We start from the raw sequence: 13,085 nt of genomic DNA, 5'->3' as shown, positions 1-13,085 counted from the left end.
CAAGCGTCGAATATGTGTCGTCATATGTCGATTATACGATATCGACGCCTTGTTGGCGGGCGCAAGCTCACCCCATCATCTCTCTCTAGTTCGGAGCATCGATTCCATGGCCCTTCCCGCTCACGTCAAATATGTCGTCATCGGCGCCGGTATCCACGGCCTCTCTTCGGCCTGGCATTTGGCCGAAAACCTCCGCAAGACCGGCAAGGGTTCGGGTGCGGATGTGCTCATCATCGACAAGACGGCAATCGCGGCGGGTGCATCGGGCATCGCCTGTGGTGTCGTGCGCAACAATTACTTTCAGCCGGCGATGCGCCGCCTGATGGCACATTCGGTCAGCGTCTGGGAAAGCGATCCGGAAGCCTTCTCCTATCATTCGGTCGGCTACATGCAGATCAGCCCGGAGGTGATGCACAGCGACGTGGCCTCGATCTACGCCCAGCAGAAGGAGATCGGCTACACTTCGTCCTTCATCGAAGGCGAGAAGGATTGCATGACCTATATGAAGGGCATTTTCGACGATTGGCAGGCCAAGGGCATCACCTCTGTCCTTCATGAGAAGAAGGGCGGCTATGCCAACAACACCGCCGCCATGTACGGTCTCGCCAAGAAGGCCGAGGCTGAGGGTGTGCGTATCGTGACCGGCGTCGAGGTCAAGGGCCTGAAGCGCGACGGCAAGGGCGCCGTAACCGCGGTCGAAACCAACCAGGGCGACATCAAGTGCGACTATGTCATCGCCGGCATGGGTCCCTGGGTGCGCTCGGTCTGGAAGATGCTCGATTTGCCGGACGCCATCTCGATCAAGGGCAAGGACGGCAAGGTGCACGACAATGTGCCGATGTGGGTCTATTGGTCGCTGCAGGAAGGAACACTCGGCGTCGACCCCGACCACCAGAAGACCAATGATGGCAAGATGCCGCCGGTGATCCATGTCGATACCGACGCGCCGCTTTACTCCGACGAGGATGGCTCGCTCATCACTGACAAGCTCTGGGGCATCTATTACAAGCCCGACTTCCATTTCGGCGGCATCCAGGGCGGCGCCATGCCCTTCAAGGTGCCGACCGCCCTCGACAAGGTGCGCGTCGACCCCTACGGCCCGGACAGCCCGGAATTCATCGTCGGCGACGATTTTGCGCATATGTGGGTGTCGGCTTTGGCCTTCTGCCAGAAGCGCTTCATGGGCACGATGCCGAAATATAAGAAAGAACCCTCAGGCGGCATCGGCTGCTTCACCGCCGACAGCTTCCCGGTCTTCGACAAATTCGCCGAGAACGTCTACATCATCGCCGATTCCAACCACGGCTATAAGATGATCGGCGTCGGCAAGCTGGTGGCGGACGATATCTGCGGCATGGGCGACGAACTGCTGCGCCCGTTCCGCTTCTCGCGCTTTGCCGAAGGCAAGCTGCACCCGACCTCGAACTCACCCTTCCCGTGGAGCTGAGTTAGCGCCCTTCCCTATAGAGGGCACCTAAGCCCCTTCGATCCCCATCAACTGCCGTCTGGCAAAGTGCAGGTGGCTCGTCACCATGGCGGCCGCACCCTCGACATCGCGGCTGGCGATGGCACCCAGAAGCGCGCGGTGCTGGCGGTTATATTCGGCGATGCGCGCTGGTGTGAGCACCTTGTCGCGCATGGATGCCCACTGATCATGCGAGCGGATCTCGTTCACATGCTGGTAGAGCCACAGGATGAGCCGGTTGTGGCTTGCTTCCGCCATGAGCAGATGGAACTGCGTGTCCCATTCCGTCCAGGCTTCCGCATTGTCGCCCACCGCTTCGGCGCGCTCGATCGCCTCGGCCATTTTTTCAAGATCGCGGTTGCTGGCATTTAGGACGGCAAGCCGCGTCATATGCGGTTCGATACCGAGCCGCGCTTCGATGAGCTCAAGCGGCGAGGTCGAATCGGCGATGTTGTCGAGCTCGGAAACCGTGCGGTGATTGACAAAGGTGCCGCTGCCGACCCGGCGCGTGACCAACCGTTCCTGTTCCAATTGATCAAGCGCCAGGCGCACGGTGGTGCGGCTGGCTTCAAACGCATCTGCGAGATGCCGCTCTGCCGGCAGCTTTTCCCCATGCTTGTAAGTCCCGGCGACGATGGCCTGGCGCAATTGTCCGGCAATCCAGACAGAACCGCGATTGGCATCCACCGGCAACGTGCCGGCTTCTGCTGCAGGTGTACCATTTCGGCCCAATTCTGATCCTTTGAAAAAATTGGTTGGCAGCCTTAGGACCGCCGTGCAAGAGTGGATTATGCGAGTGGGGTAGCCAACCGGTCAATCGCCGACAGTCAAACCCGCCAGCCAATGAGAAACGACTGTCGAAAACGGAGAGTGCGAAAGACGCCCAAGGCCCATTCCCCATCGCCCGCGAAGGATCCCTGAGCCGACCAACAAGATCGGCCAGGCGAACAAGAAGAGTTGTTGCAGCAACGAACTGACGCGGTATGCCGGGACCGTCCCGGCATCGATCAACGGCGGCTGAGGCTCTGCCGTTTTTGGGAGGGTGAGATGACTGACCTTGAGGCACACGTCGCACAAAAAGGGCGCAAAGAACTCGTCAAGCAAGTACGCGCCCAGATCAACGCACTCGGCATCAAATACATCTATTATCAATTCGTTTCAGTAACCGGCCGCATCGTCGGCAAGGGTGTTCCCGCCGACCATTGGGAATCGGTCGCCGAAAAGGGCTTCCAGCTGGTCTACGGTTCGACCGCCAATCTCTTTGTCGACCGGCGCAAGAATTATATCGGCTACGGCCCGGAAGCATCCGAACTGGTCGGCATCCCCGATCCGGAAACCTTCGTGCAGCTGCCCTGGGACAAGCGCGTGGCGCGCGTCTTTTGCACCTGCTTCCGCAATCGCGAGGAGCGCGAAGATCCGGGCGCCCATCTCTCATCGGATTGCCGCGGCAATCTCCGTATCATCCACGACGAATTCAAGAAGAAGCATAAGGGCCTGCATCTTCGGCACGGCTGCGAACCGGAAATGATGTGGCTGAAAAAAGGCCCGGACGGCTTGCCCGATGGCGGCTTCTCCAAGCCCAATTGCTATCACATCGACCAGTTCGAGAGCCTGCGCCCGGTCTTCATGAAAGTGATCGAATACGCCCAGGCCATGGGCCTCGACATGATCCAGGGCGATCATGAAGATGCGCCCGGCCAGCTTGAGCTGAACTGGATGTATGACGATTGCCTGCGCACCGCGGATCGCCTGACCACCTATCGCCAGGTCTGCGCCCAGGTGGCGCGCGAGCATAATCTCATCGCCTGCTTCATGCCGAAGCCCTTCATGGGCGTCTCGGCCTCCGGCTGCCACCACAATCTGTCACTGTGGACTGGCGGCGAAGACAAGATCAACGACCAGCATCTTAGCCCGCTGCCGGGCCAGAAGGATGTGTTCACCTACCGCAAGGGCGGCGAGAACACCTTCATGCCCACCAAGGCACATGGCAAACCCGGCCAGATCGGCCTCTATTCCATCGGCGGCGTGATCAAGCATTTGAATGCGCTGACCGCGATCGGCTCCTCGACGGTGAACTCCTATCGCCGCCTGTGGGACACTGGCTTCTGGGCACCGGTCTTCGCCGATTGGGGCTATCAGAACCGCACCTGCGCCCTGCGCATCTCAGCACCTGGCCGCTTCGAATACCGCTCGGTCGATGCCGCGGTGAATCCGTATCTCATGGCCGGCGCGTTGCTCAAGGCCTTCGACGACGGCATCACCAACAAGATCGATCCGGGCGAGCCGGAAGAGCGCAATATGTATGAGGCGATCGCCGCCGGCAAGAAGGTCAAGAAATTGCCGATGAGCCTCGGCGATGCGCTCGATCATCTGGAGAACGACAAGGTCATCAACTCGGCGCTGCCGGGCGACATGATGCGCGTCTTCATGCACTACAAGCGTGACGAACATGAAAAATTCATGGCCACCGTCACCAATTGGGATCTGGAGCAATATTGGGACATCCTGCCTTAACGGGCAGGACTTCCACCCTTCTCCAGCGGATAAACTAAGGAGAACGACAATGTGTGGGATCGCAGGATTGATCCACCGCGGCACGACCGGCGACATCGGCACGGAAATGACCGCGATGCTGCAAAGCCTGAAGCATCGTGGGCCGGATTCAACCGGTTTCGCCCTCTATGGCAGCCCCAAAGGCAATACGCTGATCATGCGCTTCAAGGTCGCCGAACAGGAAGACATGAAGCACGGCTTCAAGATCAACGATCAGGTCATTGAACGCCGTGCCGAAGTCGACAAGCGCCTGAAGGAACTGGGCGCCACCATCGTCCAGGCCGAAAGTGCCACCGACTATGCCTTCCGTTACACCCTCGATTTCGGTGGCGACAAGAAGAAGCTCGCCAACTATATCGAGGATATCGACGGTGCAGAGATCCTCTCCCTGGGCTACGGCCTGGAGCTGATCAAGGATCTGGGCGATGCCGCCGATGTCTCCGGCGCCTATCATTTGAAGGGCTTCAAGGGCAGCCATGCCCTGGGCCACACGCGCATGGCCACGGAATCGGATGTCGATATCCGCTCCGCCCATCCCTATTGGGCCTATCCCTTCGCCGACGTCTCCGTCGTCCATAACGGCCAGCTCACCAATTACTGGACCGGCCGGCGTGGCCTGGAACGCCGCGGTCACCGCTTCATGTCGAATTGCGATAGCGAGCTCATTGCCGTCTATCTCGCCGACAAGATGCAGCAGGGCGCCGATCTCAAGGACGCAATGACGGATTCCATTGAGGAACTGGACGGCGTCTTCACCTATCTGGTGGCGACCGCCGACAGCCTCGGCATGGCCAAGGACGTCATGGCCGCCAAGCCGATGGTCCTTTACGAAAGCGATACCTTTATCGGTCTCGCCTCCGAAGAAGTGGCCATTCGCAGCGTGTTTCCGCACGAGATCGACACCTTCGACCCTTATGAGGGCGAAGTGCGGGTCTGGAAGCGGTAGTTGGATCAATAGAGAGAGCCAGGAGCCGAACATGGCGCTTCGCACCCAGTCACATGAGATGGGCATGCACACCGAGAAACTCTCGGGCCGCACCCAGCAACGCTTCTTCTCGCCTTCGGAAGAAGAGAACTTCACCTATCCCGGCGCCTATGACGTCGATTTCAACAAGCGCGCGGAGTTCGATGCCGAGAAAATGTCCACCTCGGACATCAATCTCAAGATCCGCGATCTGATGCGCCAGGGCCACGGTACCATTGTCATGCGCAATCCCGGCGCCAAGCATGCGATCGCGGTGGGCATCCTCAACAAGCTCAATCTGCAGATCGAAGGCTCCCTCGGCTATTTCGGCTGCGGCCTGGTCGACGGCCCCAACATCCATATCAAGGGTCGTGTCGGCTGGTCGTGCGCGGAAAACATGCTGGCCGGTACCGTGGTCATCGAGAAGAATGCCGGCTCCACCTTCGGTGCCGCCATCCGCGGTGGCGATCTGGTGTGCAAGGGCGATGTCGGTGCCCGCATGGGCATCGACCAGAAAGGCGGGACGATCATCGTTGGTGGCCGTTGCGGCGCCTTCTGCGGCTTCATGATGCAGCGTGGCCGCATGGTCGTCCTCGGCAATGCCGGCAAGAACCTTGGCGATTCCATGTATGACGGGACCATCTATGTCGGTGGCAAGATCGAGGGCCTCGGCGTCGATGCGGTTCCTGGCGAGATGAACGATCTCGACTGCCAGTGGATGGAAGCGAAGCTCAAGCTCTATGGCATGAAGGCACCGAACGGGGTCAAGAACATGACCAAGATCGTCGCCGGCAAGCAGCTTTGGAACTACGACAATCTCGAGCCTTCGGAAAAGAAGCTGATCCTGTAACGAAGCAAGCAGCTCCCACGTTTCAGGTTCACCTGATCAGACAAGGAATAGCCAGATGGCAAAAGAGAAGAAGGCTCCGGCCGCCGAACCCAAGACCAAGAAGCCGCTGTCACGCGACACGTCGCGTCTTGGCAACAGCTTCATGTTCCCGCCGACCGTCATCGACGACATTCATATCAAATCCGAGCTCGGCCGCTATCGCATGCGCGGCTTCTCATTGTTCAAGAAGATCCCGAGCTGGGACGATCTCACCTTCCTGCCCGGCACCCTCACCCGCTTCGTCATCGAGGGCTACCGCGAGAAGTGCGAGACCAAGACTATCATCGGGCCGAAATGCAAGCGGCCGCTGGTGCTCGACATTCCGGTCTATGTCACCGGCATGAGCTTCGGGGCGCTCTCCTTCGAAGCCAAGATCGCGCTTGCCCGCGGCGCCACCATGGCCGGTACCGCGACCTGCTCCGGCGAAGGCGGCATGATTCCTGACGAGCGCCGCTTCAGCTCGAAATGGTTCTATCAGTGCATCCAGTCGCGCTACGGCTTCAACCCGCATCATCTGCAGTTGGCCGACGCCTGCGAATTCTTCATCGGCCAGGGTTGCAAGGTCGGCCTCGGCGGCCATCTCATGGGCCAGAAGGTGACCGACCAGGTCGCCGAAATGCGCTCTCTGCCCGCCGGCATCGATCAGCGCTCGCCGGCCCGTCACCCGGATTGGCTGGGGCCGGATGATCTGGCTCTCAAGATCCAGGAAATCCGCGAAGCCACCAATTGGGAAATTCCCATCCAGCTGAAGCTGGGTGCTGCCCGCGTCTATGATGACGTCCGCATGGCGGCAAAGACCGGCCCTGACAGCATCTATATCGACGGCATGGAAGGCGGCACCGGTGCCGGCCCGCATATCGCGACCGAAGAAACCGGCGTCCCCGGCATCGCCGCCATCCGCCAGGCGCGCAAGGCGCTTGATGATGTGGGCAAGACCGGCGAGATCAGCCTGGTCTATGCCGGCGGCATCCGCAACGGCGGCGACGTGGCAAAAGCCCTGGCGCTCGGCGCCGATGCAGTTGCCATCGGTCACTCGGCGCTCATGGCCTTGAACTGCAACAAGGACATCCCTGAGGCCGACTTCCCCAAGGAAATCGGCTGCGAGGCGGGCTATTGCTATCATTGTCATACTGGCCGCTGCCCGGTTGGTGTTGCGACACAGGATCCGATCCTCAGGAAGCGCCTCGATCCCGACGAAGCGGCGGAGCGGGTCTACAATTTCCTGCACTGCCTCACCATCGAGGCACAGATGATGGCGCGTGCCTGCGGCAAGACCAATGTGCACTCGCTGGAACCCGAAGATCTCGCGGCGCTCACCATGGAAGCCTCGGCCTTGGCCCAAGTGCCGCTCGCCGGTTCGCAACACACGGTCGGCCGTCCCGACATGACCCGTTACTAAGGAGGCAGCTATGGCAGATAAGAAGCCTGCAGCTAAAGCAACCGGCAAGGAAGACGTCGACAAATATCTGAAGGGTGATGGTCTCGATTCCAGTCGCGAGAAGGAAATCGGCCAGCACATCGGCTATCGCTATGACGTCAACCTGGTGCCTGACTACAACCGCCTCACCCCGTTCCTGAAGAAGTATCTGGAAACGATGGGCTGGGACGACCTCAACTGGCTCGAAGACGTCCATATGGGCTACGAAGAAGGCCGCGCCGCGGTGTTCGACCGCAACATCAATGGCTGGGTCACGGTGCCCACGGATTTGAAGCTGCCCGACAATCAGCAAGACCGCGACATGATCGCCCGCGAATTGCTGATCAAGTTCCAGATGTCGAAGAAGCATCCGATGGTCGACCTCAACAAGGCCTACCGGAAGTTCTGATCGCACATCGCCAAGACCTCAAGGTCCTGCCCCGCCGCATATCAATGTGGCGGGGCTTTTTTGTGAGAGCGATACTGAAGCGGCCCCCACCCCGACCCTCCCCCTGAAGGGAGAGGGAGGTGGAGCGAGGTGATCCTGCGCACTCGGTTAGAAAGCCCTCTCCCTTCAGGGGGAGGGTTGGGTGGGGGCGCAAGTGATGGCTGCCTATTCCTCTTCCTCGAACCCGCTCGCCCCTTCGCTCCGCCCCCAATCCGGGGCGAATGACAGGATCCGCACGCCGGCCGGGATGTTCGGGTTGAACATGCGGTTGTGCCAATAGGTCGCCTGATAGAGGAGGTCGTGTTCCGAGAGCTCCGTCACCTTGCACAACAGCCGGAAGCGCTGGCTGAGTTCGGAAAACTCCAGATTGATCTTGCCATGATTGAGCAGCTGGTCGACCAGCGGTGATGCCGGCCCGAACAAGGCTGTGAGCGTGTCGTCGAAATCGCGGTAGCGCTGAAAATAGCCGGCGGCCATATGCTCGGTCGCCTTCTCCCAGCGCTCTACCGGATCCTGGGTCTTCAATACCTGATGACGGAAGAAGGCGGTCGAGTCTTCGGTCTCCGATTTGTGCAGCAGCACGACGGTGGCACCAGCCAATTGCTGGTCGTCGCGCGAGAAAATGAGCGGGCGCATGCCAGCGCTTGGCCGGCCGCCGCCTTCGCGCATCGCCATCTGCCGCAGCCTGCATTGCCAATGCAGGAAATCCTCGCGCAATGCCGCTGCCGCTTCGCCGATCAGGACCACCTTGTCCGAACTCTTGCCCATGCTTCGCCCCGCCTTATCCGGCCGTCATTGCATCGACGGGTACGATATCGCGCCGCAGCGCCGGCTTCAACCAATCCTGGACCAAGCCTCTTTAGAATGTGCTGGATTGGGTGGGCAGATTGTCGCATGATTATAGGAGTTGATTCAGCAGCAACGCGTGACCGGCGAGGGGGAAAATCGCTTGGGATTGCAGCGTTTGACGCCAAAAATCACGTCCTACCCGGCGGTCGAGTCTTCGCCCATCGGGTCTGCAGCCTTGTCATATGTAACAAGGCCAGCTTCGCTGGCTGTAGCCAGCCATCAGACCAATTCCAACCAAAATCTCGATGCCCGGCAAAGCCGGCAGCGAGGTGACCTGTTCTAACGGCGGTCGGCGGCAACGGGGGCTGCACGACCAACGGCGCACGACAGCAAGGAAACGACCCCGTATCGCAAACTGATATTCAATAGTGAGGGGAACTAAAGATGTCTGCGGAAACGATGTCGGGCCCTGGGAAGGGCGAACTGGTACGCTCCATTGATTGGCGCGGTGCCTTCTGGGTGGCGAGCGGCGTTCCCGCCCTCGTCCTGTTCTCAATCGGCGGCATTGCGGGCACGGTCGGTATCCCGGCCTTCGCCATCTGGGCCGTCTCGATGGTCATGGGCTTCGTACAATCCTTCACCTATGCCGAAATCGCCGGCCTGTTTCCGAACAAGTCGGGCGGCGCTTCGGTTTATGGCGCGGCTGCCTGGCTGAAATACGGCAAGTTCATCGCCCCGCTCTCGGTCTGGTGCAACTGGTTCGCCTGGACACCGGTGCTCTCGCTTGGGTCGGCGATCGCTGCCGGCTACATCCTTGGCATCTTGGAGCCAGTTCCTGGAGCAGAGGCCATTGCAGCAAAAATCGCCGAGCAGGCTGCCGCGGGCATCACACTTGATGAGGCCGGGGCTACGACGGCACTGATGCATCTTCACAGTGCTGGTTACACGCTGGACCTCCACTTCTTCGTCCTGTCCTTCAACTGGACCTTCGTGATCGGCGCGATCCTGATGGGCATTGCCTTCATGATTCAGCATCGCGGCATTCTGGGCACCGCCAAGGTGCAGACGGTGGTTGGCCTGATCATCGTTCTCACCCTGCTGATCGTCGGCGTGGTGCCGTTCTTCAACGGCAATTTCTACGCCTCGAACTTCTCGCCCTTCGTACCGTTGGCCGTGCCTTATGCACCGGAACCCGGCTCGTGGAACATTGCCGGCTGGACGCTGATCTTAGGGGGCATGTTCATCGCCGCATGGTCGACCTACGGGTTTGAAACCGCGATCTGCTACACTAGCGAGTTCAAGAACCCGGAGACCGATACCTTCAAGGCGATCTTCTATTCCGGTCTCCTGTGCCTGGTGCTCTTCATCCTGGTGCCGATCACCTTCCAGGGCTATCTCGGCCTCACTGGGATGCTCGACGGTGGTGTCGTCGCGGGCACCGGTGTCGCTGAGGTCATGGCCCGCATGGTCGGTGGCGGCCACTTCATGAACGTCGTCTTCGTGTTCCTGATGATCGCCTCGCTGATCCTGATCATCATCACAGCGATGGCGGGCTCGTCGCGCACCCTCTATCAGGGTTCGGTCGATGGCTGGTTGCCGAAGTTTCTCAGCCATGTGAACCATAACGGTGCGCCCACGGGCGCGATGTGGACAGATCTTGTTGTCAATCTCGTGCTGTTGTCGATCGCGGCTACCGACGCTACCGCCTATTACTGGATCCTGGCGGTATCGAATTGCGGCTACATCATCTTCAACTTCCTCAACCTAAACGCCGGCTGGATCCACCGCATCGACGCGGGTCATGTGAAGCGCCCGTTCAAAGCGCCGACCATCATCCTCGCCATCGGCACCGTCCTTGCCTTCGTCAACGCCATGTTCATGGGCGCCGGCGCCAAGGTCTGGAACCCAACCGCGCTGTGGAGCGGCATCGTGGTAGCGGCTCTGATCATCCCGGTCTTCTGGTACCGTCACTATGTGACGGATAAGGGCCAATTCCCGGCCCGTATGCTGGCGGACCTCGGGGTGAAAGACTCCGGCGGCCTGGGCGAAAAGAAGGCAGGCATGCTGCCTTACATCACGCTCATCGCAGGTGTCATCGTCGTCCTGCTATCGAACTGGTTCTTCACGCTCTGATCCGTGGAGGGAAAGACGGGGCGGAGCCATCAGGCTCCGCCCCTTTTCTTTAGACCAAAATGCCTGACCTGCTGGATCAAACAACTATCCAAACTTTCCGACGCGATGGCTTCGTCATCATCCGCGACCTGCTGAGCACCACTGAAGTTGAAGCCGCACGCGCCCGGGTCGAGCCTCTGTTCCAGGGCAAGTTTGAAACCGGCCTCTATCCCGACGAATGGAACTGGATCGAGGGCCGCGATCCGCCGGACCGCACGCGCCAGATCTGCAATGGCTGGAAGTCCGACCGGACCCTCGCCCGCACCATCCTCTCCAGGAAAGTCGGCGAGCTTTGCGCACGCCTTGGGCGTTGGCCCGGTGCGCGGCTGGGACAGGACAATGTTATCTGGAAGCCGCCCGGCGCCAAGTCGCTGGGCTTCCACCAGGATGACAGCTATTGCCATTGGGTTGTGCCCAGCGGCTATATCACCTGCTGGATGCCGTTGGACGCAACCTATGCCGCCGGCGGCACCATCGAATATGCGCGCGGCTCGCATCTGTGGCCGCTCTCCAAGCCCGCGGGCCAGTTCCACGCGCCCGACGATTACCACGCCACCCTGCGCGATGCGGCGGCGGAAGCTGGCGGCAGCATTGATATCGTGCCGATTGAGGTGGGTGCCGGCGATGCCGTCATCCATCACGGACATGTCTGGCATGGTTCCGGCCCCAACCGCGCCGATGTCCCGCGCCGCGCCCTCGTCTCGCATTGCATCTCGTCCGACTGCCGCTTTCACGAGACAGAAATCAGCTACATCTACAGCCGCTATCGCCGCCGGGACGATCTCACTATGGATGAAAGCTTCTTCCCGATCCTGTGGCGCCACGACGGCTACCGTACTGGCTGGTTAGACAAGCCGGAATGGCATCAAATTGGTTGAAAGATGTCTGCTTTTGGTAACGTCCTCATTGAAAGCCCACAAATCTATGGGTAACCTTCCAGTCGAGATCACCCCTACCGCATAAGAAATGGCCGCTTAAAAAACAGATCCAGTTGTTACAGGGAGCCCACATGAAAAAGCGTGTTGCCGTCATCGGTGCAGGTCCATCCGGAACCGCCGTGCTGCGGGCCTTCCAATCCGCCGCCGCCAAGGGCGCCGACATACCGGAGGTGGTGTGCTTCGAAAAGCAGGAGGATTGGGGCGGCCTCTGGAACTACACCTGGCGCACCGGGCTCGACGAATTCGGCGAGCCGGTCCATGGCAGCATGTACCGCTATCTCTGGTCCAACGGGCCCAAGGAATGCCTCGAGTTCGCCGACTATACGTTCGAGGAGCATTTCGGCCGGCCGATCGCCTCCTACCCACCGCGCGCTGTCTTGTGGGACTATATCAAGGGCCGCGTCGAAAAGGCCGGCGTGCGCAGCTGGGTACGTTTCCGCACACCCGCGCGCCACATCTCCTATGACGATAAGAGCGGCAAATTCACCGTCGAGGCTCACGACCTCAATAGCGACAAGGTGACGGCGGAGGAATTCGACCATGTCATCGTCGCCTCCGGCCATTTCTCGGTGCCCAACGTGCCGGAATTTCCAGGCTTCCGCACCTTCAACGGCCGCATCCTGCATTCCCATGATTTCCGCGATGCGGTCGAGTTCAAGGGCAAGGACATCCTCATCATCGGCCGCTCCTATTCGGCCGAGGATGTGGGTTCGCAATGCTACAAATACGGCGCCAAATCGATCACCAGTTCCTATCGCAGCAAACCGATGGGCTTTAAGTGGCCGGCCAATTGGGAGGAGAAGCCGCTCCTCCAACGGGTCGAAAACAAGACGGCCTTCTTCAAGGATGGCAGCACCAAGGAGGTGGACGCGATCATCCTGTGCACCGGCTATCTGCACAATTTCCCGTTCATCGAAGACAAGCTGCGCCTGAAGACCGCCAACCGCCTGTGGCCGCTCGACCTCTACAAGGGCGTCACCTGGGAGAACAATCCGAAGCTCCATTACATCGGCATGCAGGACCAGTTCTATACCTTCAACATGTTCGATGCGCAGGCATGGTTCGCCCGCGACGTGATCCTGGGCCGCGTGACCGTGCCCTCGAAAACCGAGATGCAAAAGGACAGCGCTGCCTGGCGCGCGCGCGAAGAGACGCTCGAGACTGCCGAGCAGATGATCTGGTACCAGGGCGATTATGTGAAGGAACTCATCGACCTCACCGATTATCCGAGCTTCGACATCGAGACGGTCAACAAGACCTTCATGGAATGGGAACATCATAAGGCCGAGAACATCATGGGTTTCCGCGACCATTCCTACCGCTCGATCATGACCGGCACGATGTCGCCCACCCATCACACGCCGTGGCTGCAGGCCATGGATGATTCCCTGGAAAGCTATCTGAAGGCTAAGTGAGAGATCAGGCGTTAATACCGCATTAACTCTCTTTG

At 59.9% G+C, this 13,085-nt stretch carries 11 protein-coding genes; 9 read left to right on the top strand and 2 right to left on the bottom strand.

Translation table 11 applies throughout. The annotated features are described in order from the left end of the window. Nucleotides 1-106 precede the first annotated feature (106 nt). The gene (locus AC1DWZ_RS12855) at nt 107-1,447 is read left to right on the top strand and encodes an NAD(P)/FAD-dependent oxidoreductase (protein WP_477169288.1); all 1,341 of its coding nucleotides are present in this window, start codon (nt 107-109) and stop codon (nt 1,445-1,447) included. Between the two features lie 27 nt (nt 1,448-1,474). Here the strand turns inward: AC1DWZ_RS12855 and AC1DWZ_RS12850 are convergent, their stop codons facing one another. Continuing rightward, complete coding sequence (locus AC1DWZ_RS12850) at nt 1,475-2,197, bottom strand: FadR/GntR family transcriptional regulator (protein WP_477169287.1); 723 nt, start codon at nt 2,195-2,197, stop codon at nt 1,475-1,477. A 315-nt stretch (nt 2,198-2,512) separates the two neighbouring features. Here AC1DWZ_RS12850 and AC1DWZ_RS12845 point away from each other — a divergent pair, with 315 nt between their 5' ends. From AC1DWZ_RS12845 to AC1DWZ_RS12825, 5 genes are read left to right on the top strand one after another with little or no spacing between them, the layout of a single operon-like run. Further along, nucleotides 2,513-3,979 (top strand): glutamine synthetase family protein, encoded by a 1,467-nt coding sequence (locus AC1DWZ_RS12845; RefSeq protein ID WP_477169286.1) that lies wholly within the window; start codon nt 2,513-2,515, stop codon nt 3,977-3,979. 49 nt (nt 3,980-4,028) lie between these two features. After that, on the top strand, nt 4,029-4,964 hold the full coding sequence (locus AC1DWZ_RS12840; protein ID WP_477169285.1) for a class II glutamine amidotransferase domain-containing protein: 936 nt from the start codon (nt 4,029-4,031) through the stop codon (nt 4,962-4,964). A 31-nt stretch (nt 4,965-4,995) separates the two neighbouring features. Further along, on the top strand, nt 4,996-5,832 hold the full coding sequence (locus AC1DWZ_RS12835) for a GltB/FmdC/FwdC-like GXGXG domain-containing protein (protein WP_477169284.1): 837 nt from the start codon (nt 4,996-4,998) through the stop codon (nt 5,830-5,832). 55 nt (nt 5,833-5,887) lie between these two features. Beyond that, complete coding sequence (locus tag AC1DWZ_RS12830; protein WP_477169283.1) at nt 5,888-7,270, top strand: FMN-binding glutamate synthase family protein; 1,383 nt, start codon at nt 5,888-5,890, stop codon at nt 7,268-7,270. Nucleotides 7,271-7,280: 10 nt separating this feature from the next. Then, nucleotides 7,281-7,697, top strand: a complete 417-nt coding sequence (locus AC1DWZ_RS12825) for a hypothetical protein (protein ID WP_477169282.1) — start codon at nt 7,281-7,283, stop codon at nt 7,695-7,697. Nucleotides 7,698-7,901: 204 nt separating this feature from the next. Here the strand turns inward: AC1DWZ_RS12825 and AC1DWZ_RS12820 are convergent, their stop codons facing one another. After that, complete coding sequence (locus AC1DWZ_RS12820) at nt 7,902-8,504, bottom strand: hypothetical protein (RefSeq protein WP_477169281.1); 603 nt, start codon at nt 8,502-8,504, stop codon at nt 7,902-7,904. A 465-nt stretch (nt 8,505-8,969) separates the two neighbouring features. On the opposite strand from AC1DWZ_RS12820, the gene AC1DWZ_RS12815 reads away from it, so the two are divergent. The 3 genes from AC1DWZ_RS12815 (at nt 8,970) to AC1DWZ_RS12805 (ending at nt 13,050) form a co-directional block, all read left to right on the top strand. Further along, the gene (locus tag AC1DWZ_RS12815; protein WP_477169280.1) at nt 8,970-10,658 is read left to right on the top strand and encodes an APC family permease; all 1,689 of its coding nucleotides are present in this window, start codon (nt 8,970-8,972) and stop codon (nt 10,656-10,658) included. A gap of 59 nt (nt 10,659-10,717) precedes the next feature. Further along, nucleotides 10,718-11,575: a phytanoyl-CoA dioxygenase family protein gene (locus AC1DWZ_RS12810; RefSeq protein ID WP_477169279.1), complete on the top strand. Its 858-nt coding sequence runs from the start codon at nt 10,718-10,720 to the stop codon at nt 11,573-11,575. A gap of 131 nt (nt 11,576-11,706) precedes the next feature. Then, the gene (locus AC1DWZ_RS12805; RefSeq protein ID WP_477169278.1) at nt 11,707-13,050 is read left to right on the top strand and encodes an NAD(P)-binding domain-containing protein; all 1,344 of its coding nucleotides are present in this window, start codon (nt 11,707-11,709) and stop codon (nt 13,048-13,050) included. The last annotated feature ends 35 nt before the right edge of the window (nt 13,051-13,085 follow it).

This window comes from Dongia sp. P2_B8 (assembly GCF_056404715.1).
The sequence above is the reverse complement of the archived record's forward strand: the minus strand, read 5'-3'. Positions and strand labels throughout refer to the sequence as shown.

What these genes read in the sequence shown, in the direction of transcription:
- AC1DWZ_RS12855 (WP_477169288.1), top strand. Translation starts at nt 107, where the DNA reads ATGGCCCTTCCCGCTCACGTCAAATATGTCGTCATCGGCGCCGGTATC.
- AC1DWZ_RS12845 (WP_477169286.1), top strand. Translation starts at nt 2,513, where the DNA reads ATGACTGACCTTGAGGCACACGTCGCACAAAAAGGGCGCAAAGAACTC.
- AC1DWZ_RS12840 (WP_477169285.1), top strand. Translation starts at nt 4,029, where the DNA reads ATGTGTGGGATCGCAGGATTGATCCACCGCGGCACGACCGGCGACATC.
- AC1DWZ_RS12835 (WP_477169284.1), top strand. Translation starts at nt 4,996, where the DNA reads ATGGCGCTTCGCACCCAGTCACATGAGATGGGCATGCACACCGAGAAA.
- AC1DWZ_RS12830 (WP_477169283.1), top strand. Translation starts at nt 5,888, where the DNA reads ATGGCAAAAGAGAAGAAGGCTCCGGCCGCCGAACCCAAGACCAAGAAG.
- AC1DWZ_RS12825 (WP_477169282.1), top strand. Translation starts at nt 7,281, where the DNA reads ATGGCAGATAAGAAGCCTGCAGCTAAAGCAACCGGCAAGGAAGACGTC.
- AC1DWZ_RS12820 (WP_477169281.1), bottom strand. Translation starts at nt 8,504, where the DNA reads ATGGGCAAGAGTTCGGACAAGGTGGTCCTGATCGGCGAAGCGGCAGCG.
- AC1DWZ_RS12815 (WP_477169280.1), top strand. Translation starts at nt 8,970, where the DNA reads ATGTCTGCGGAAACGATGTCGGGCCCTGGGAAGGGCGAACTGGTACGC.
- AC1DWZ_RS12810 (WP_477169279.1), top strand. Translation starts at nt 10,718, where the DNA reads ATGCCTGACCTGCTGGATCAAACAACTATCCAAACTTTCCGACGCGAT.
- AC1DWZ_RS12805 (WP_477169278.1), top strand. Translation starts at nt 11,707, where the DNA reads ATGAAAAAGCGTGTTGCCGTCATCGGTGCAGGTCCATCCGGAACCGCC.